Consider the following 18,894-nt stretch of genomic DNA (forward strand, 5'->3'; position numbering starts at 1 on the left):
GGGATCGAACCGCCGACATTCTGCTTGTAAGGCAGACGCTCTCCCAGCTGAGCTAATCACCCTTCGTTTCGGTGTGGCGCGCATTCTACGGAGCGACCTTAAGTCTGGCAAGCACTTTCTTAAATCTTTTTTTTCAGCCCTTCCAATGGCTTAGGCAGGGTTGGCCTGCGGCGTGATCAAGAGAATAATGCCCCCCTTTGTATAGAGGAGAGACTCACCCCATGTGGTTCAAGAACCTGCTTATCTATCGCCTGACCCAAGATCTGCCTGTTGATGCCGAGGCGTTGGAAGCGGCCATGGCCACCAAACTGGCGCGCCCTTGTGCAAGCCAGGAGTTGACCACTTACGGTTTCGTCGCACCTTTCGGTAAAGGTGAAGATGCCCCCCTGGTTCACGTCAGCGGCGACTTCCTGCTGATCGCCGCCCGCAAGGAAGAACGCATCCTTCCCGGTAGCGTGGTGCGTGATGCACTTAAAGAGAAAGTCGAAGAGATCGAAGCCGAGCAGATGCGCAAGGTCTATAAGAAGGAGCGCGACCAGATCAAGGATGAAATCATCCAGGCCTTCCTGCCCCGCGCCTTTATCCGTCGCTCGTCGACCTTCGCTGCGATCGCGCCGAAACAGGGCCTGATCCTGGTCAACTCGGCCAGCCCCAAGCGCGCCGAAGACCTGCTCTCCACCCTGCGCGAAGTGATCGGCACCCTGCCCGTGCGCCCGCTGACGGTGAAAACCGCCCCGACTGCGATCATGACCGACTGGGTCACCACCCAGAAACCGGCCGACGACTTCTTCGTCCTCGACGAATGCGAACTGCGCGACACCCACGAAGACGGCGGCATCGTGCGTTGCAAGCGCCAGGACCTGACCAGCGAAGAGATCCAACTGCACCTGACCACCGGCAAGGTCGTGACCCAACTGTCCCTGGCGTGGCAGGACAAGTTGTCCTTCATGCTCGACGACAAAATGACCGTCAAGCGCCTGAAGTTCGAAGACCTGCTGCAAGACCAGGCGGAACAGGACGGTGGTGATGAAGCCCTGGGCCAACTGGATGCCAGCTTTACCTTGATGATGCTGACCTTCGGCGATTTCCTGCCTGCGTTGGTTGAAGCACTGGGCGGCGAAGAGACACCACAGGGCATCTAAACAACACCGATCCACTGTGGGCACGGTCAGTGTGGGAGCTGGCTTGCCTGCGATGGCGGAGTGTCAGCCAGAGTAGTGCCGACTGATACACCGCTATCGCAGGCAAGCCAGCTCCCACATTGGATTGCATCGCCCTATCCAACACTCTAATAACAAGGACCTCCCCATGCGCGCACTCGCCGCCTTGAGCCGCTTCGTCGGCAACACCTTCGCCTACTGGGTGTTGATCTTCGCCGTTGTCGCCTTTCTCCAACCCAGCTGGTTCATCGGCCTGAAAAGCGCCATCGTCCCACTGCTGGGCCTGGTGATGTTCGGCATGGGGCTGACCTTGAAACTTGAAGACTTCGCCGAAGTCGCTCGCCACCCGTGGCGCGTGGCCTTGGGCGTGGTCGCGCATTTCGTGATCATGCCGGGCGTGGCATGGTTGCTGTGCCAGGCATTCCATTTGCCAGCGGAAATTGCCGTTGGCGTGATCCTGGTCGGCTGTTGCCCAAGTGGCACGTCGTCCAATGTCATGACCTGGCTGGCCCGGGGTGACCTGGCGTTATCGGTGGCAATTGCCGCCGTCACCACCCTCCTCGCGCCGCTGCTCACACCGGCATTGATCTGGCTGCTGGCCTCGGCCTGGCTGCCGGTGTCGTTCATGGAGCTGTTCTGGTCGATCCTGCAAGTGGTGCTGCTGCCCATCGTACTGGGCGTGGTCGCGCAGCGCTTGCTCGGCGCTCGGGTACGCCATGCGGTGGATGTGCTGCCACTGGTGTCGGTGGTCAGCATTGTGATCATCGTCGCGGCCGTGGTTGCCGCAAGCCAAGGCAAGATTGCCGAGTCGGGCCTGCTGATCATGGCCGTGGTGATGCTGCACAACAGCTTCGGTTACTTGCTGGGTTACTTCACCGGGCGCCTGTTCAAGTTGCCGCTGGCGCAACGCAAGTCATTGGCCCTGGAAGTGGGCATGCAGAACTCCGGGCTGGGTGCTGCGTTGGCCAGTGCACACTTTTCACCGCTGGCGGCAGTGCCCAGTGCGCTCTTCAGCGTCTGGCACAATATTTCCGGAGCGTTGCTGTCGACCTACTTCCGCCGCATGAGCGAGAAGGAAGACCGTCGCGCGCTGGAAACCACGCCCTGACTTGATCGCCTGGTCCAATTTCGGCACTCTACCGAACTTCGCGGGGACGACCTCGCGACGCTATCAAGCGCTTACCCGGGGACGACCCCACTTTGGAAGCGAGGTCATCATGTCCTGGATCATTCTATTTTTTGCCGGGCTGTTTGAAGTGGGCTGGGCCGTCGGCCTGAAGTACACCGACGGGTTCAGCAAGCCGCTGCCCACCGCCCTGACGATTGCCGCCATGGCCGTCAGCCTTGGGCTGTTGGGGCTGGCCATGAAGGAACTGCCGCTGGGTACCGCTTATGCCATCTGGACCGGCGTGGGCGCCGTGGGCACGGTGATCGCCGGGATTATCTTGTTTGGAGAATCCATGGCGCTGTTTCGATTGGCCAGTGTGGCGTTGATTATTTGCGGGCTGATTGGCCTCAAGATCTCGACATAAGCCACTTCCGCTATCGCAGGCAAGCCAGCTCCCACATTTGACTGTATTCACAATTCAAAAGGTGGGAGCTGGCTTGCCTGCGATGAGGCCCCGGCAAACAACCACAAACTACCTGACACTCCCCCGCAAACCACCCACCACAGCCTGCAACTGCACCGGCGTCGCCGCCTCCACGGCCACCGGCTCACCCGCCACCAACACCACCCGCGACCAGATCCGATGGAAAAAGCCCTTGTTAGGATCGCGGCTGAAGAAACTTCCCCACAACCCCTGCAATGCCATGGGGATCACCGGCACCGGCGTCTCCTCCAGGATGCGCGTCACCCCACCGCGAAACTCATTCATCTCGCCATCGGCCGTCAGCTTGCCTTCCGGAAAGATGCACACCAACTCGCCATCCTTGAGGTACTGGGCAATCCGCGCGAACGCCTGTTCGTAGATCTGAATGTCTTCATGGCGCCCGGCAATCGGAATCGCGCCGGCGGTGCGGAAGATAAAGTTGAGCACCGGCAAGCGGTAGATCTTGTAGTACATGACAAAGCGAATCGGCCGGCGCACCGCGCCGCCAATCAACAGCGCATCGACAAACGACACATGGTTGCACACCAGCAACGCGGCGCCTTCGTCCGGAATAGCTTCCAGGTTGCGATGCTCCACGCGGTACATGGAATGGCTGAGCAGCCAGATCATGAAGCGCATGGTGAACTCGGGGACGATTTTAAAGATGTAAGTGTTAACCGCGATGTTGAGCAGCGACACCACCAGGAACAACTCGGGGATCGACAGCTTGGCCACGCTCAACAGCAGGATGGAGACGATGGCCGAGACCACCATGAACAGTGCATTGAGAATGTTGTTGGCCGCGATCACCCGTGCCCGTTCGTTCTCGGCGGTGCGCGACTGGATCAGCGCATACAGCGGCACGATGTAAAAGCCGCCGAACACACCCAGGCCGAGGATATCAAGCAGCACCCACCACGCCTGTCCGTAGCTGAGCACCGCGAGCCAATCGTTGGCCTGGACGTTCTGCGGGAAGCCGCCGGAGTGCCACCACAGCAGCAGGCCGAACACGGTCAGGCCAAACGAGCCAAACGGCACCAGCCCGATTTCCACCTTACGCCCGGAGAGTTTTTCGCAGAGCATCGAGCCCAGGGCGATGCCCACCGAAAACACCGTGAGGATCAAGGTCACCACGGTTTCGTCGCCGTACAACCATTCCTTGGCATAGGCCGGGATTTGCGTGAGGTAGATCGCGCCCACAAACCAGAACCATGAGTTGCCGACAATCGAGCGCGACACTGCAGGCGTCTGCCCCAGGCCCATGCGCAACGTCGCCCAGGACTGCGTGAAGATATTCCAGTCCAGGCGCAGTTGCGGTGTCGACGCCGCCGCGCGCGGGATGCTGCGGCTGGCCAGGTAGCCCAGCACCGCCACAGCCACAATCGCCACCGCCACCACCGGCGCGTAATGGGTGGAGGACATCATGATCCCGGCACCGATGGTGCCGGCCAGAATCGCCAGGAACGTGCCCATCTCCACCAGGCCGTTGCCGCCCACCAACTCATCGTCGTGCAATGCCTGGGGCATGATCGAATACTTCACCGGGCCGAACAGCGCCGAGTGCGTGCCCATGGCAAACAGCGCCAGCAGCATCAGTTCAAGATGATTGGTCAAAAAGCCCGTGGCGCCCACGGCCATGATCACGATCTCGCCGATCTTGATCGCGCGGATCAACGCGTCCTTGTTGAATTTCTCGCCAAACTGCCCGGCCAACGCCGAGAACAGGAAGAACGGCAGGATAAACAACAAGGCGCACAGGTTGACCCAGATGGAGCGGTCGCCCTCGATGGTGAGCTTGTAAAGGATGGCCAGGATCAACGATTGCTTGAAGATGTTGTCGTTGAACGCGCCCAGCAATTGGGTGATGAAAAACGGCAAGAAGCGCCGCGTGCGCAGCAAGGTGAATTGGGAAGGATGGCTCATCGTCGTCCGTGTTCCTGCGTGGCCTTTATTTATCAGGCCACGACTTTACCTAATCCTGCTTACTTATTCGCTAACCCGGCAATACAAGGCGAAACAAAAAGCTCGCCTTTATAAGCGCCCTGCACGGTGCGCTTGGCCACGATCAGCCACATCAGCGCCAGCGCAACCACCAGCACACTGCCAAACACGCTGAAAAATTCCAGCTGCAGCAGGCTCGCCAACTTAAGTGTGGCCAGGGCGTACACCCCCAATGGGAAGGTGAAGCCCCACCAGCCCAGGTTGAACGGGATACCGGCGCGCAGGTAACGCAGGGTGATCAATACCGCAATCAACATCCACCACAAGCCGAAGCCCCACAGGGTGATGCCCGCAATCAGGCCCAGGCCGTGGGCCATTTCACCCACACTGGCCAGGCCATTGGCGGCGAAGATCGCAGGGGCGTCCGTACCCAGCAACAACATGCCCAGGGCACCGGTACCGATGGGGCCCAGCGCCAACCAGCTCGACGCTGCCATATTGGCGTGAGGCAACTTATGCAAGGCCATGCGCAGCATCAGGATGGTCAGGATGCTGAACGCCACGGGCAGGGAAAACGCCCACAACACGTAGCTGGTCACCAGCATCACCAATTGCGAATGGGCATCGGCCAAATGCGGCGCGAGCAAGCCGCCGCTGGCAGCCGCCACTTCGGCCGCCACCACAGGCAACAGCCAGACGGCGGTCATCTGGTCGATGCTGTGCTCCTGACGGGTAAACATCATGAACGGGATCAGTACACCGCACGCCAGGGACAGGGCGACGTCCAGCCACCACAAGGCTTCGGCCAACGGGATCACATCACCGCCCCAGCGCGGCAGACCGAACAGCAGCAAGCCATTAAGAATGGTCGCCAGCCCCATGGGGATGGTGCCGAAAAACATCGAGACGGTGGAGTGCCCGAAGATGCGTCGCGCCTCGTGGAAAAACATCACCCAGCGGGCGGCATAGAGCACGCTGAACAGCACAAACAGGCCGATGGTGAACAGCCACAGGCCCTCGGCGACAGCGTGCAAACCTGGCAAGTTGACTGGCAACTGAGCCAAGGCCAGCGCCAGCACACCGGTGCCCATGGTCGCGGCGAACCAGTTCGGGGTGAACTGGCGAATCACTTCCCGGGGCCGGGTCAGGTGACTGAAGGGTTTGTAGCGGTGAGTGGTCGAGCAGGTCATGGGTTAATCCTCTTCCTCATTTGAGGTTGAAGCCATGATAGAACCTGCTCGAATATCTATATAACGGGTAATATCTCTAACTGTTATCTATTTTACCTATATTAGTCGCAATCAGGCCCTCGCCCTTGCCTGCGCCGTGTCCCGCCACAACAACCCAACAAGCGCGGCGACAGACAGCAAGATAAGCACCGCACCGTAGCCGTCCGTGGTCGCGATCAGGCCAAACACACGGCTCAGGTTCCCCGCCAATAACGCCGGTATGCAGAACGCCAGGTAGCTCAATACATAGAACGCCGACATCAGGCCCGCCCGTTCATGGGGCAATGCCAGGCCCACGATACTGCGCACACTGCCCATGAAACCGCCGCCGAAGCCCAGGCCTGCGATCACACTGGCGACAAAGAACAGCCACAGGCTGGCGGTGTTTACGGCAACCAGCAGCAACCCCACGCCCACGGCCAGCAGTGCCGCCGACCAGCGCATCACCCTGTCAGCCGCGTGGTTGCGCAGGCTGTAGATCATCACCGCACCGCTCAAGGTCACCACCGCCACCAGCCCGCCGCCGATCAAGTGCGAGGTCGACCCGGTGGCGACACGCACCAACGACGGCGCCAGCGAGGAAAAGAACCCACCCAGCGCCCACACGGCCACATTCAATGGCATCGCCAACCACAACGCGCGGCGCGCTTGCGGTGGCACATGCAGGGTGGGCGCCAGCGACTTCAAGGCGCCCGGTATGCGGCTGACCGTTTCAGGCAGGCGCCACACATACAGGGCCTGCAACACCATCAAGCCCAGCAGGGTGTAATAGATCATTTGGGTCGGCCACGGCGCGAACTCCACCAGCAGCCCACTGCCCAGGCCACCACTGGCCATACCGAGCATCGGTGCAAGGCTGTTGAGCATCGGGCCGCGCACGCGGTCGGTGTCGAGCAGCGTCGCACCCAACACCGCGGTCGCCGTGCCGGTCGCGAAGCCCTGCAAGGCGCGGGCGGCCAGCAGGCAGGCGGTGCTGTCAGCAACGATAAACAGCAGCATCGCCACGATGTTGATCAGCAGCGCGGCAAAGATCACCGGCTTGCGCCCCAGGTAATCCGAAAGCGACCCCACCGTCAGCAGCGCCGCCAGCAGGCTCACGGCATACACGCCGAAGATGGCCGTGAGCATGGCCGCCGAAAAATGCAGGTGGTCTTGATACACCTGGTACAACGGCGTCGGCGCGCTGGAGGCGGCAAGGAAGGTCAGCACGGTGATCACCAGAAACGCTAGGCTGGACCGTTGAGAGATGACGCTGGACATGGGCACGCTCCGCTAAAGCTAATATTTTGCTTTTGTGGAGTGTGCTACTCGCTGGCGCTTAAAGCAAATTCTTTGTGTTAAGGTCTTGCCCATGGCGATCAAAGAAGGCCTCCGCCCGGGGGGCCGTAGTGCCCGGGTACAAGAATCCGTCCACAGGGCGGTGCGTGAATTGCTGGAAGCCCATGAGCGCTCCAGCGTCACCGTGCCGATGATTGCGGCGTGTGCAGGCGTTACGCCGTCGACCATTTACCGACGTTGGGGCGATCTGTCAGTACTGCTCGCCGACGTCGCCCTGGCCCGCATGCGTCCAGACTGCGAGCCGGCCAATACCGGCAGCCTGCGCGGCGACCTGCAAGCCTGGGCCGAGCAATACCTGGACGAGATGAGTTCGGACGTAGGCCGCAATATGATGCGCGACGTGCAAAGCAGCCCGACCCCAGGGTATTGCGTGAGCATCCTGAGTGGGCAGTTGCAGGTGATCGTGGATCGCTATCCGCAGGAACAGCCGCCGAGCGTTGACCATCTGATCAACCTGCTCGCCGCGCCCACGGTGTTTCGTATTCTGTTCTCGGCCCAGCCGTTGGCGGTAGAAGAACTACACGCCCTGATCGAACTGGCACTGAAAAACTAAAGCGCGTGCACCGACCAAAATGTGGGAGCTGGCTTGCCTGCGATGCAGACACCTCGGTACACCCGTCAAGCGAAGTCGATACCATCGCAGGCAAGCCAGCTCCCACACTTGTTCGGTGTGCATCCAATAAAAAACGGCCTCTGATGAGGCCGTTTTGTTATTTCCAATCCCACATCATGTACGCATCCCACGCCCACTCACCAGCAACCGCGCGCAGCCGATATACAAGACGATGGTGGCGACGATCATAAAGGTGATCGCCACGCTGATCTTGATATCCGACACGCCCAGAATGCCGTAGCGGAAGGCGTTAACCATGTGCAGCACCGGGTTGGCCAGGGACACCGTCTGCCAGAACGGCGGCAGCAAGGTGATGGAATAAAACACCCCGCCCAGGTAGGTCAGCGGCGTCAGCACGAAGGTCGGAATGATGGAAATATCATCGAAATTGCGGGCGAACACGGCGTTGATAAAGCCCAGCAGCGAGAAGATCGTCGCCGTCAGCACGACCACCAGAATAGTGACCCCAAGGTGATGCACCTGCAGGTGGGTAAAGAACAGCGACAGCAGCGTCACGATCACCCCCACCATCAGGCCACGCAACACGCCGCCCAAGGTGTAGCCAATGAGGATGGTGTGCGGTGACACCGGCGAGACCATCAGTTCTTCGATGGAGCGCTGGAACTTGCTGCCAAAGAAACTCGACACCACGTTGCCGTAGGAGTTGGTGATCACCGACATCATGATCAGGCCCGGCACGATGTATTCCATGTAGGTGAAACCACCCATGTCGCCGATCTGCCGGCCGATCAGGTTACCGAAGATCACAAAGTACAGGACCATGGTGATCGCCGGCGGCAGCAGGGTCTGCGGCCAGATCCGGGTAAAGCGCTTCACTTCGCGATAGACAATGGTTTGCAGCGCGACGAGGTTGGGTTGCAGTTCGGAACTCATACCGCCACCTTCGCCAGATTTTTCTCCACCAGGGACACGAACAACTCCTCAAGGCGATTGGTTTTATTACGCAGGCTCAGCACTTCGATGTTCTGAGTCGCCAATTGGGTGAACAGCGCGGTGATGCCCATGGCCTTATCCACCTGCACCTCCAGGGTGTGGCTGTCCACCAGCCGGCTCGGGTAGCCGAGCAACTGCGGGGCCACCGACAGGTTGTTCTTCAGGTCGAGCAGGAAGGTTTCCACATGCAACTGGCCCAGCAGGTTGCGCATGCTGGTGTTCTCGACAATGGTGCCGTGGTCGATGATGCCGATGTTGCGGCACAACTGCTCAGCCTCTTCCAGGTAATGGGTGGTGAGGATGATGGTGATGCCCTTCTCGTTCAGTTCGGTGAGGAAGGTCCACATCGAACGGCGCAGCTCGATATCCACGCCGGCGGTAGGTTCGTCGAGGATCAACAGGCGCGGCTCATGCACCAGGGCACGGGCGATCATCAGGCGGCGCTTCATGCCACCGGACAGCGAGCGCGAAGGCACGTCACGCTTGTCCCACAGGCCCAGTTGGGTCAGGTATTGCTCGGCGCGTTCCTTAGCAATTTTGGCTGGAATGCCGTAGTAGCCGGCCTGGGTCACGACAATGTCGAAGGTCTTTTCGAACTGGTTGAAATTGAATTCCTGGGGCACCACGCCGATGGAGCGCTTGAGCGCCGCCGGGGATTTGTCCAGGTCATGCCCGAAGATATTCACCGTGCCGCTGGTCTTGTTGACCAGGGTCGAGAGAATGCCGATGGTGGTGGATTTGCCGGCACCGTTGGGGCCGAGCAAGGCGAAGAAGTCACCTTCGGCAACGTCCAGATCGATACCACTCAGGGCCTGGAAACCGTTGCCGTAGGTTTTGGTTAGCTGCCGGATGGACAGAGCGGAACTCATATGGGAATACGCACCAAAGAAGGGAATAGAAAGAATAGATGAAGGCACACCGCAGGTAGTTCAACCTGCGATGCAATGCGAGCATGGTGCGTGCCCATGCCGCACAAGTACAGTCACCCGTATTAATAGTGTGTATTAAGTCAACGCGGTCATCACCGCCTTGCGGTAGGCCGGGCGCTGTTGCAGGCGCTGGTACCAGGCCTCCAGATTGGGCATGGAGGGGCGTTCGATGGGCATCTCGAACCAGGCGTAGATGAAGCAGCCCAAGGGAATATCGCCCATGCCGAATGCTTGGCCGGACAGGTAGGGTTGCTCGGCGAGGGCTTGCTCGACGGTTTTGAGCGCGTCGATACAGGCTTGGCGCCCGGCATTGATGCTGTCCCAGTTTTGCTGGTCAGCCGGGGTGCGCACGATGCCCCAGAACACCGCCTTGAACGGGTCGGCGAGCGTGGAAGTGGTCCAGTCCATCCACTTCTCGGCATTGGCTCGGGCTTGCAGGTCGCTGGGGTAAAAGTCCGATGCCTGCTTGGCGCACAGGTAACGCACGATGGTGTTGGATTCCCACAGCACAAAGTCGCCATCTTCGATCACCGGCACCCGGCCATTGGGGTTCATGGCCCGGTATCGCGGGGTATCGACCACACCAAAAGCCCCGCCCGCATCAATTGCTTCATAGTCCAGGCCGAGTTCCTCGGCGCACCACAGTGCTTTCCTGACGTTTGATGAATTTTTACGACCCCAGATCTTCAGCATGACCGCGCCTTATCGTTGATGAACATGGCTTGATGAAGGCAGCAGCATACGCCGGTTCAGCCGCGGCTTAAATCGCCCTGCATATCGCCGAGCAAGGTGGGCGCATCGTCGCCAAACAGGTGCGGGTAACACTGGCGGATGTGCGCGAAGAAAAATGCTTCAGGCACATCAGCAAATTGCCCGTGGTCCACCACGTACTCCATCGAACGCTGGCCCTGGCGATTGAACGCGTGGAACACGCTGTCGTGCAGGCCATCGAATTCCAGCGGCGGCACGTCGAACACTTCGCACAGTTGCTGGTTGAACGCCGGAGTGGCCTTGACCCAGCGGCCGTTCAGGTAGAGCTCGGTATAACCGTGCATGGCGAACACGTCACTTTTGAGCAGGGCGAGCAGTCGCGGTGTGGACAGGTGGTTGCGCACGTCCGCCAGGCCAATGCGCGCAGGGATGCCGCAGTGGCGCGCGCAAGCGGCGAGCAACGTGGCTTTGGGTACGCAATAGCTTTCGCCGGCCGCCAGGGCAAAGCTGGCGCTCAAGGTGTTGGGGTCACGGCTGAAGGTATAGGGGTTGTAGCGAATGGCCTCACGCACTGCGTAGTAAAGACTGACTGCCTGGTCACTTAAATCCGGGCGGGTTCCACGATGTTTCTCGGCGAACTCCACCACCACAGGGTGGTCACTATCGATGAAGCGGCTGGGACTCAAGTACGTATTCATGAGCTTGATCTCCGAGGGGAGCCTGGAGTTTAACCACCAGGCCTGCTCGAGAGATAACGACGATTCGGCCAAATGCCGGCGCCGGCTGATGGGTTGCCCAGTACACCTTGTTACACCCTGATCACCCGGCTTGTTCGGATGCCGACTAAGCTCCCTGGTGGTTTCGCCCCTGGTTCACGGAGGATTGAATATGCTGTTGTTGTGGATACTGGTGCTGGTGGTCGGCATTGCCTACCTGGCACACCGCCGTACTGCCCCCCTGCCCGCCCTGGGCGTGGTCGCCGTCTACCTGCTGGCGATGGGCGCCTGGAGCCATGCACCGGGTTGGCTGCTGCTGATCTTCTGGGTGCTCCTGGCCGTGGTGGCCGCGCCGTTGTTGCTGCCTGACCTGCGCCGCCAATACTTCACCAAGCCGCTGTTCAGCTGGTTCCAGAAAGTGCTGCCACCGATGTCCGAGACCGAGCGCGATGCGATCGATGCCGGCACGGTGTGGTGGGACGGCGAGCTGTTCAGCGGCCGCCCCGACTGGGACAAATTGCTGGCCTACCCCAAGGCGCAATTGACCGAGGAAGAGCAGGCGTTTATCGACGGCCCCACCGAAGAACTCTGCGCCATGGTCAGCGACTGGGAAATCGGCCAGGCCATGGACCTGCCGCCGCAAGCCTGGGAACACATCAAGACCCACGGTTTCTTCGCCCTGATCATTCCCAAGGAGTACGGCGGCAAGGGCTTCTCTGCCTATGCCCACTCCCAGGTCGCCATGAAGCTCGCCACCCGTAGCGGTGACCTGGCGTCCACCGTGATGGTCCCCAACTCCCTCGGCCCGGCCGAGCTGCTGCTGCACTACGGCACCGAGGAACAACGCAACCACTACCTGCCGCGCCTGGCCCGTGGCGACGACATCCCCTGCTTCGCCCTCACCGGCCCGCTGGCCGGCTCCGATGCGGGCGCCATGCCCGACACCGGGGTGATCTGCAAAGGCGAATGGGAAGGCAAGGAAACCCTCGGCCTGCGCCTGAACTGGGAAAAACGCTACATCACCCTCGGCCCTGTCGCGACCTTGCTTGGCCTGGCCTTCAAGGCCCATGACCCGGACCACCTGCTGGGTGAAGAAGAAGACCTGGGCATCAGCCTCGCGTTGATTCCTACCGACACCCCTGGCGTGGAAATCGGCCGTCGTCACCTGCCGCTTGGCGCCGCCTTCATGAACGGCCCCAACTCCGGCAAGGATGTGTTCATCCCCCTGGAATACCTGATCGGTGGCCAGGAAATGCTCGGCAAGGGCTGGATGATGCTGATGAACTGCCTGTCGGTCGGCCGTTCGATCTCGCTGCCCGCCGTCGGCACCGGCGCCGCCAAGTTCACCAGCCTGGTGACCGGGCAATATGCCCAGGTGCGCGAACAGTTCAACGTGCCGCTGTCGGCCTTCGAAGGCATCCAGGAAGCCCTGGCGCGTATCGGTGGCAACGCCTGGCTGATGGACAGCGCGCGCATGCTCACCGCCAACGCTGTCGACCTGGGCGAGAAGCCCTCGGTGCTGTCGGCGATCCTCAAGTACCACTTGACCGAACGCGGTCGTGAGTGCATCAGCCACGCCATGGACGTGCACGGCGGCAAGGGCATCATCATGGGCCCTAACAACTACCTGGGCCGCAACTGGCAGGGCGCACCGATCTTCATCACCGTGGAAGGCGCGAATATCCTCTCGCGTAACCTGATGATCTTCGGCCAGGGCGCGATTCGTTGCCATCCCTTCGTGCTCAAGGAAATGGCCCTGGCCGGTCGCGAAGACCATGACCAGGCGTTGAAGGAATTCGACGGCCTGCTGATGCAACACATCGGCTTTGCCGTGAGCAATGCCGCAAGCACCCTGGTGCTGAACCTGGGCTTGGGGCATTTCGAAAAAGCCCCGGGCAACCGTTTGAGCCAGGGCTACTTCCGTGCTTTGAACCGCCAGGCGGCTGCGTTTGCCCTGCTGGCCGACCTGAGCATGATGTTGCTGGGTGGCGAGCTCAAGCGCCGCGAACGCCTGTCCGCCCGCCTGGGTGATGTGTTGAGCCACATGTACCTGGCCTCGGCGGCGCTCAAGCGTTATCACGACCTGGACTCGCCGGACCACCTGGAGCCGCTGTTTGCCTGGGCCATGGAAGAAAGCCTGGGTGAATCGGAACGTGCGCTGGATGAACTGCTGAGCAACTTCCCGAACAAGGTGCTGGGCTGCCTGCTGCGAGTGATTGTGTTCCCATTCGGGCGTCGTCATACCGGGCCGTCCGACGCGCTGGACGCCGAAGTGGCAGCCGTGATCGGCCGCGCCAAGGGCGACCCGACCCTGGAAGAGTTGCTGGCCGGCTGTTACCGCCCACAATCGGCAGAGGATCCGGTGGGCGCCCTGCAACATGCCTACGACCTGCTCGGTGCCAGCCACCCCTTGCAGAAGAAACTCCACAGCGCGCTCAAGAGCGGCAAGGTCAAACCGGTGGCCGGCGAGCACGCCATCGACGCGGCCTTGCAGGCCGGCGTGCTGCAACCGGCCGAGGCGCAAACCCTGCGCGATGCCGAGGCGGCGCGACGCAAGGTGATCGACGTGGATGATTTCAGCAAGGAAGCGCTGATGCAGGCAGAAGGTAAAGTCCGCTGAGTCGAGCGGTCATATAAAAACGGGCGCGAGAGGCTTATACTCTCGCGCCCGTTTTTGCTTTAGAGGCCTTATCTCGTGTCCAACGTCGTTGCCGATCATCTCGTCTTGCTCGACCACTTGCGCAGCATCCTGGTTGCCGTCGGCGAAGCCGAACAGGTGCCCGAGGAAAGCCACTCGCTGTTCCTGGAGCGTTTCGACGAACTGCGCGCCCTGCTGCCGATCGACCCGATCGAAAGCCAGTACCTGGGCCAGGACCTGATGAGCCAGGTCATCCTGCGCTACCCGCAAATTGCCCACTTGGTGCCCCGCGACCTGCTGTGGTTCTTTGGCGGCGATTGCCTGCACTTCATGCCCGACGAAGAACTGGACCTGTACCAGGCCCTGGAAGAACGTCGCTTTGAAGCCGAACAGAACGACGAACCGTTCGACTGGAACCAGGAAAAACAGCTGCTGGCGATGCCTCAGGACCAGAGCAAACACTGATACCACTATGTAGGAGCGAGCTTGCTCGCGAAAAACGTCAACGATAACGCGTGCTTCCTGAATAAACGCGGCGCCTGTGAGTTTTTCGCGAGCAAGCTCGCTCCTACAGGCATTAACGCTTGCCCCTCGGCCCTACCGCCGCCGCAGCGTTGGCTCCTTGGCCATGCACTCCACCAGATAATCGATAAACACCCGCAACTTCGGCGGCAGGTAACGTGTGGGCGAATGCAGCAGCCACGCCTCACCATGGTACGAGGCAATAAAATCCCACCCCGGCAACACCTGCACCAACTCCCCCGCTTCCAACGCATGCCGCGCGGTGAAATACGGCAAGCTGGCAATCCCGACATGCTGCAAGGCCGCCTCCAGTCGCACCCCAGTGTGATTAGCCGCATACCGGCCGCGTACACCGACCGTGACCGCCTTGCCAGCCTGGCGAAACTTCCAGCGTGAATCTCCAGGTGTCTCACCCAGGTAGATGCAACTGTGCCCGAGCAGATCATGGGGATGGCTCGGTGTACCGTGCTCGGCCAGGTACTGCGGCGTCGCACACAGCAAATGTTCGATGGGCAACAACTGGCGCCCGACCAAGCCTGGCGGTGGGCTGTCGGTGATACGGATGCTCAAGTCGACGTTGTCGTCGATCAAATCCACATGCCGATCTTCCAGGATCAATTGCACATCCACCTTGGGATAGCGCCGCAAGAATTCCGACATATGCGGGTGCACCACGAATCGCCCCACCGCCTTGGGCACACTGACCCGAACCAGGCCCTCGGCCTCATGGGTAAATTGCCCACTGATTTCCATCACCGAGCGCGCGGCATTGACCATCTCCTGGCAACGCTTGAACACCTCCTCGCCGCCCTCGCTCAGGCGCAGCTTGCGCGTGGTGCGTTGCAGCAGGCGCGTGGCCAGGGCGTGTTCCAGGCGCGAGATACTGCGGCTCACCGCCGAAGGTGAAACGCTGAGTTGCCGCGCCGCTTCGGAGAAGCTGCCGGTTTCGACGACCTTGACGAAAATCGCCATTTCACCCAACAACGGCAAAGGAAGATTGATGCTCATGACGCACAGGTCCATTGATAATTGAGCGGATTATCACTCATCTGCGCACTATTTATACTGCCCACAGAACCCTGATGCGGATGTAGATGATGACCGAGCGCCTGTTTTTTACCCACGATCACCTGACGGCCGAGCTGGAAGTGCTCAGTTGCACCCCGTACGAAGAGCAATTCGCCGTGATTGTGCAATCGACGATTTTCCATCCCCAAGGCGGTGGCCAGCCGTTCGACACCGGTTGGCTCGGTGAGAGCCAGGTGCTGCGAGTCATGCAGGAAGCCGAACAGGTGGTGCACTACGTCGACCGACCTCTGGAACCTGGACCCGCCATTGCGCGAGTCGACGCACAGCGTCGCGCCTTGCATACGCGCCTGCATTCGGCGGGGCACTTGATTGGCAATGCTGGCGAACGCCTGGGATGGATGCCGATCAAGGCCCACCATTGGCCGGGCGAAGGCAAGATCACCTTTATCCGTGGCCAGGCCGCGCAAGACATGGATGCGCAGACGCTCCAGCAATGGGTCAACACATGGATCGCCGCCGACTATCCCCGCCACATGACACTGGAAGACGGCACCCGCGAAGTCGGCTTCGGCGAATTACCGGCTTACGCCTGTGGCGGCACGCATGTTCAAGCGTTGAGCGAACTGGGCCAGGTAACGATCCTGGCGTTGTCAGAAAAAAAAGGCGCACTGTCGGTGCGCTACAGCCTCGCTGACACCCTGACACTGTAGGAGCGAGCTTGCTCGCGAAGAACGTCAACGATAACGCGAGCAGTCAGGTTGCACGGGGTGCCTGTGAGTTTTTCGCGAGCAAGCTCGCTCCTACAGGGCCACGCTTGGCTGGCCCGATTCATTGACGAACGACTTCAACGTCGACACCGTCGCCGCCGGGTCACGCGGATCGCTGATCGCACGAAAATTCGTCTGCATGGTGTTGGCCGCCAACTCCACCGACACATAGCCACGCTGACGGCTGTCGAAGAACTTCACATGAGGGTTGAGCGGCATGATCTTCATGAACGCGTCATAGGGCGGGCCATCGGAGGTCACCGACGAGCCGACGAACTCGGTGGCGACCACCGCCGAGTCCGGATTGTCGGCGTCGGCATGCAGGTCGGTGGCCCAGAACGAATGAATATCCCCACCCCAGAACACCGGGTTCTTCACTCGATTGCGCACGATCGACGCCAGCATTCGTGAGCGGTTAGCCATGTAGCCATCCCAACCATCGGTCCAGCGGCCAAGCTTATGGTTGGTGAGGTCACGCTGCATCAGCGGCGCCACCAGTAAATCCTGGGCGATGATATTCCACTGCGCCTTGGACTGGGCAAATCCTTGATCCAGCCAGGCCTCTTGCTGCCAGCCGAGCAACGTGCGGCCAGGGTCACGCAGGTCGCTGCAAGGGGTGGTGACAATATGCCCTTGGTGGCTGCCATTGGCCGCGATGCACGGTTGCTCGGAACGGTACTGGCGACCGTCGAGCACATGGAAACGCGCAAGCTGGCCATAGTCCAGGCGCCGGTAGATGCGCATGTCCGGCCCCTTCGGCACGCTGCTGGCACGCAGGGGCATGTGTTCGTAAAACGCCTGGTACGCCGCCGCCCGTTGTTTGAGAAACTGCACCACGGCCATCTTCGGGTCTTGGGACCAGCGGTTGGCGTAGTCATTCTGCACTTCGTGGTCGTCCCAGGTCACGACGCTGGGGGCGGCGGCGTGAAGGGCCTGCAGGTCCGGATCAGTCTTGTACAGCGCATAGCGGTTGCGGTAATCGCTCAGGCTTTGCGCATTGCCACTGCCGTGAGAGCGAAACACCTTGCCCGACTGCGCAGCATAGGAACTGTCGTAAATATAATCACCGAGGAAAAACACCAGGTCCGGCTGCTCGGCGGCAAGGTGTCGGTAGGCGCTGAAGTAACCGCGCTCCCAGTGCGAGCAGGACACAAAGCCCAGCCGGGCCGTGGCCATGGCGTGCAGCGGCGGCATGGTGCGGGACTGGCCCACCGGGCTCTGCGCACCGAGCCCTTCAAACTGGTACCAATACGGCCGATCCGCCGCCAGCCCCGCCACCTCGACATGCACTGCGTGAGCAAAACGCTGCGTCGCCAGTACTTCGCCCTGCTTCACAATGCGCGTCATCGCCGCATCGCTGGCCACCCGCCAACGCACCGGCACCGAGCGACTCAGGCCGCCACAGCCATCCGCAGCATTGAACAACGGCGCCAGGCGCGTCCAGATCACAAAGCCATCTGGCAGCGGGTCGCCGGAAGCCACGCCGAGGGTGAACGGATAATCCGCCCCGGCACTGCACGCAAACGGGCTGAGGATCGAAAATGCCGTAGCGACCGCCAGCCCGCCGAGGACCCGGCGCCGGCCTTGGTCCACCCCACCGCTCACAAGCTGCGCTCCCAGTCGTCACGCACGGTGGCAAACCCGAGCATGTCCTCATACACGCCGTTCTTTAAAAACGCCTGGCGCATGCAGCCTTCATAGCGCAGGCCGATCTTCTCCATGACCCGCGCCGATTCCTTGTTGCGCGCGAAACACTGGCTGCCCACGCGCTGCAAGCCTAGCGCCTCGAAGCCGAAGTCCATCACCGCACTCGCCGCTTCCGCCGCGTAACCCTGATTACGGCAGTGCGCCGCCACCCAGCCACCCAAGTGTCCATAGTGATGGCGAGCATTGATCCGCAGGCTGACCATGCCGACCAATTCGTCGGTGCCGCGCACATGCATCCCCAGGTTCAACAGCTCACCGGTGCGGTACTTGTCAGCGATCCCCGCAATAAAATCCTGCGCGGTTTCCAAGGTGTAGGGCGATGGAATGTTCGCCGTGTTGTCGGCAATTTTCGGCCCGTTGGCAAGCGTGAAAAGCACCTGCGCCTGGTGCATTTGCAGGGCGCGCAACAACAGTCGCGGGGTCGTCAATTGAGGCAGTGCAGTGGGCATGGAGGCCGGCTCTCAAGATAAATTTCTCAAGCATGGATGCCCCGAGTGTCAGTTTCATTACGCTTGAAAACTGACCGGTAATTTTTCTGAAAGACGCGTCCTAGAGCCTCTAAACGGTCAAGTAAAGTTAACCAATCGGTCATTTTTGGCTGTTAGCGTTTTGCCCCTAATTCAATGACGGGGTAACGGAATGAGAACCTGGGACGAACCCAAGAAACGCAAGGCGCACATCGAGCTGATCCCGATGATCGACGTGATGATGTTCCTCCTGGTGTTTTTCGTACTGGTGAGCCTGAACGTGATTCCCGCGCTCGGCATGAAGACCCAATTGCCCAGCGCCAGCAGTTCGCAGCAGCTCAAGCCGCAGAACAAATTCATCCTCACTTTGGGCCTGGAAGGCCAGTTGCAACTGGACGGCAAGGACCTGACGGTGGAGGCCCTGGTGCCGGCGCTGAAGGCTGCCGAAAAGCCCGATACCAAGTCGACGATCATCGTCAACAGCGACAAAGGCGTGGAGGTTTCGCGCCTGGTGGAAGTGATGGACACCCTGCGCCTGGGTGGCTTCACCTCCGTGTCCATTGCTACGCGTAAGTCCTGAC

General features: G+C 60.6%; 18 protein-coding genes. 8 read left to right on the plus strand and 10 right to left on the minus strand.

Annotated elements, in window-relative coordinates; translation table 11 throughout:
- Positions 1 to 221 precede the first annotated feature (221 nt).
- The 3 genes from rdgC (at position 222) to sugE (ending at position 2,692) form a co-directional block, all read left to right on the plus strand.
- Entirely contained in the window at positions 222 to 1,142 is a 921-nt protein-coding gene (gene rdgC, locus DK871_RS24470; RefSeq protein ID WP_020301078.1) for a recombination-associated protein RdgC, read from the plus strand.
- A 166-nt stretch (positions 1,143 to 1,308) separates the two neighbouring features.
- Positions 1,309 to 2,268 carry a bile acid:sodium symporter family protein gene (locus DK871_RS24475; protein ID WP_161906935.1) on the plus strand — a complete coding sequence of 320 codons (960 nt, stop codon included), beginning with the start codon at positions 1,309 to 1,311 and terminating at the stop codon, positions 2,266 to 2,268.
- Between the two features lie 109 nt (positions 2,269 to 2,377).
- Positions 2,378 to 2,692 carry a quaternary ammonium compound efflux SMR transporter SugE gene (gene sugE / locus DK871_RS24480; RefSeq protein WP_010211634.1) on the plus strand — a complete coding sequence of 105 codons (315 nt, stop codon included), beginning with the start codon at positions 2,378 to 2,380 and terminating at the stop codon, positions 2,690 to 2,692.
- Between the two features lie 108 nt (positions 2,693 to 2,800).
- Here the strand turns inward: sugE and DK871_RS24485 are convergent, their stop codons facing one another.
- The 3 genes from DK871_RS24485 to DK871_RS24495 all read right to left on the minus strand — a co-directional run bounded on the left by DK871_RS24485 (position 2,801) and on the right by DK871_RS24495 (position 7,182).
- Positions 2,801 to 4,675, minus strand: a complete 1,875-nt coding sequence (locus DK871_RS24485) for an MFS transporter (protein ID WP_161906936.1) — start codon at positions 4,673 to 4,675, stop codon at positions 2,801 to 2,803.
- Positions 4,676 to 4,734: 59 nt separating this feature from the next.
- Positions 4,735 to 5,883 (minus strand): TDT family transporter, encoded by a 1,149-nt coding sequence (locus DK871_RS24490; protein WP_161906937.1) that lies wholly within the window; start codon positions 5,881 to 5,883, stop codon positions 4,735 to 4,737.
- A gap of 111 nt (positions 5,884 to 5,994) precedes the next feature.
- Positions 5,995 to 7,182, minus strand: coding sequence for an MFS transporter (locus DK871_RS24495; RefSeq protein ID WP_161906938.1), 1,188 nt, complete (start codon positions 7,180 to 7,182; stop codon positions 5,995 to 5,997).
- 91 nt (positions 7,183 to 7,273) lie between these two features.
- On the opposite strand from DK871_RS24495, the gene DK871_RS24500 reads away from it, so the two are divergent.
- A complete protein-coding gene (locus DK871_RS24500; protein ID WP_161906939.1) occupies positions 7,274 to 7,813 on the plus strand; it encodes a TetR/AcrR family transcriptional regulator in 540 nt (179 codons plus the stop codon).
- A 174-nt stretch (positions 7,814 to 7,987) separates the two neighbouring features.
- Here DK871_RS24500 and DK871_RS24505 read toward each other — a convergent pair whose 3' ends face one another.
- The 4 genes from DK871_RS24505 to DK871_RS24520 all read right to left on the minus strand — a co-directional run bounded on the left by DK871_RS24505 (position 7,988) and on the right by DK871_RS24520 (position 11,165).
- Entirely contained in the window at positions 7,988 to 8,767 is a 780-nt protein-coding gene (locus DK871_RS24505; RefSeq protein ID WP_003190115.1) for an ABC transporter permease, read from the minus strand.
- Entirely contained in the window at positions 8,764 to 9,696 is a 933-nt protein-coding gene (locus DK871_RS24510) for an ABC transporter ATP-binding protein (protein ID WP_043050302.1), read from the minus strand. The genes DK871_RS24505 and DK871_RS24510 overlap by 4 nt, the downstream gene beginning before the upstream one ends.
- Positions 9,697 to 9,831: 135 nt before the next feature.
- Complete coding sequence (locus tag DK871_RS24515; protein WP_161906940.1) at positions 9,832 to 10,449, minus strand: glutathione S-transferase family protein; 618 nt, start codon at positions 10,447 to 10,449, stop codon at positions 9,832 to 9,834.
- Between the two features lie 56 nt (positions 10,450 to 10,505).
- Positions 10,506 to 11,165, minus strand: coding sequence for a transglutaminase family protein (locus tag DK871_RS24520; protein ID WP_032892576.1), 660 nt, complete (start codon positions 11,163 to 11,165; stop codon positions 10,506 to 10,508).
- Between the two features lie 190 nt (positions 11,166 to 11,355).
- Here DK871_RS24520 and DK871_RS24525 point away from each other — a divergent pair, with 190 nt between their 5' ends.
- Positions 11,356 to 13,803, plus strand: a complete 2,448-nt coding sequence (locus DK871_RS24525; protein ID WP_161906941.1) for an acyl-CoA dehydrogenase — start codon at positions 11,356 to 11,358, stop codon at positions 13,801 to 13,803.
- Positions 13,804 to 13,878: 75 nt separating this feature from the next.
- Positions 13,879 to 14,286: a PA2817 family protein gene (locus tag DK871_RS24530; RefSeq protein WP_016970230.1), complete on the plus strand. Its 408-nt coding sequence runs from the start codon at positions 13,879 to 13,881 to the stop codon at positions 14,284 to 14,286.
- A 132-nt stretch (positions 14,287 to 14,418) separates the two neighbouring features.
- Here the strand turns inward: DK871_RS24530 and DK871_RS24535 are convergent, their stop codons facing one another.
- Positions 14,419 to 15,351: a LysR family transcriptional regulator gene (locus DK871_RS24535; RefSeq protein WP_161906942.1), complete on the minus strand. Its 933-nt coding sequence runs from the start codon at positions 15,349 to 15,351 to the stop codon at positions 14,419 to 14,421.
- 89 nt (positions 15,352 to 15,440) lie between these two features.
- On the opposite strand from DK871_RS24535, the gene DK871_RS24540 reads away from it, so the two are divergent.
- The gene (locus DK871_RS24540) at positions 15,441 to 16,082 is read left to right on the plus strand and encodes an alanyl-tRNA editing protein (protein ID WP_161906943.1); all 642 of its coding nucleotides are present in this window, start codon (positions 15,441 to 15,443) and stop codon (positions 16,080 to 16,082) included.
- Between the two features lie 90 nt (positions 16,083 to 16,172).
- On the opposite strand, the gene DK871_RS24545 is transcribed toward DK871_RS24540, so the two are convergent.
- Both DK871_RS24545 and DK871_RS24550 read right to left on the minus strand, forming a co-directional pair.
- Positions 16,173 to 17,744: an alkaline phosphatase gene (locus tag DK871_RS24545; RefSeq protein WP_161906944.1), complete on the minus strand. Its 1,572-nt coding sequence runs from the start codon at positions 17,742 to 17,744 to the stop codon at positions 16,173 to 16,175.
- Positions 17,741 to 18,295: a GNAT family N-acetyltransferase gene (locus DK871_RS24550; protein WP_161906945.1), complete on the minus strand. Its 555-nt coding sequence runs from the start codon at positions 18,293 to 18,295 to the stop codon at positions 17,741 to 17,743. The genes DK871_RS24545 and DK871_RS24550 overlap by 4 nt, the downstream gene beginning before the upstream one ends.
- 190 nt (positions 18,296 to 18,485) lie before the next feature.
- Here DK871_RS24550 and DK871_RS24555 point away from each other — a divergent pair, with 190 nt between their 5' ends.
- Entirely contained in the window at positions 18,486 to 18,893 is a 408-nt protein-coding gene (locus DK871_RS24555) for a biopolymer transporter ExbD (RefSeq protein ID WP_014717774.1), read from the plus strand.
- The last annotated feature ends 1 nt before the right edge of the window (position 18,894 follow it).

Source organism: Pseudomonas sp. L13 (assembly GCF_009935965.1).
GTDB classification, from domain to species: domain Bacteria; phylum Pseudomonadota; class Gammaproteobacteria; order Pseudomonadales; family Pseudomonadaceae; genus Aquipseudomonas; species Aquipseudomonas lactis.

Bases quoted from the DNA above. Each gene is read 5' to 3' on its own strand.
- DK871_RS24490 (WP_161906937.1), bottom strand. From the start codon at position 5,883: ATGACCTGCTCGACCACTCACCGCTACAAACCCTTCAGTCACCTGACC.
- DK871_RS24485 (WP_161906936.1), bottom strand. From the start codon at position 4,675: ATGAGCCATCCTTCCCAATTCACCTTGCTGCGCACGCGGCGCTTCTTG.
- DK871_RS24520 (WP_032892576.1), bottom strand. From the start codon at position 11,165: ATGAATACGTACTTGAGTCCCAGCCGCTTCATCGATAGTGACCACCCT.
- sugE (WP_010211634.1), top strand. From the start codon at position 2,378: ATGTCCTGGATCATTCTATTTTTTGCCGGGCTGTTTGAAGTGGGCTGG.
- DK871_RS24555 (WP_014717774.1), top strand. From the start codon at position 18,486: ATGAGAACCTGGGACGAACCCAAGAAACGCAAGGCGCACATCGAGCTG.
- rdgC (WP_020301078.1), top strand. From the start codon at position 222: ATGTGGTTCAAGAACCTGCTTATCTATCGCCTGACCCAAGATCTGCCT.
- DK871_RS24535 (WP_161906942.1), bottom strand. From the start codon at position 15,351: ATGAGCATCAATCTTCCTTTGCCGTTGTTGGGTGAAATGGCGATTTTC.
- DK871_RS24510 (WP_043050302.1), bottom strand. From the start codon at position 9,696: ATGAGTTCCGCTCTGTCCATCCGGCAGCTAACCAAAACCTACGGCAAC.
- DK871_RS24475 (WP_161906935.1), top strand. From the start codon at position 1,309: ATGCGCGCACTCGCCGCCTTGAGCCGCTTCGTCGGCAACACCTTCGCC.
- DK871_RS24505 (WP_003190115.1), bottom strand. From the start codon at position 8,767: ATGAGTTCCGAACTGCAACCCAACCTCGTCGCGCTGCAAACCATTGTC.
- DK871_RS24515 (WP_161906940.1), bottom strand. From the start codon at position 10,449: ATGCTGAAGATCTGGGGTCGTAAAAATTCATCAAACGTCAGGAAAGCA.
- DK871_RS24525 (WP_161906941.1), top strand. From the start codon at position 11,356: ATGCTGTTGTTGTGGATACTGGTGCTGGTGGTCGGCATTGCCTACCTG.
- DK871_RS24500 (WP_161906939.1), top strand. From the start codon at position 7,274: ATGGCGATCAAAGAAGGCCTCCGCCCGGGGGGCCGTAGTGCCCGGGTA.
- DK871_RS24540 (WP_161906943.1), top strand. From the start codon at position 15,441: ATGACCGAGCGCCTGTTTTTTACCCACGATCACCTGACGGCCGAGCTG.
- DK871_RS24495 (WP_161906938.1), bottom strand. From the start codon at position 7,182: ATGTCCAGCGTCATCTCTCAACGGTCCAGCCTAGCGTTTCTGGTGATC.
- DK871_RS24550 (WP_161906945.1), bottom strand. From the start codon at position 18,295: ATGCCCACTGCACTGCCTCAATTGACGACCCCGCGACTGTTGTTGCGC.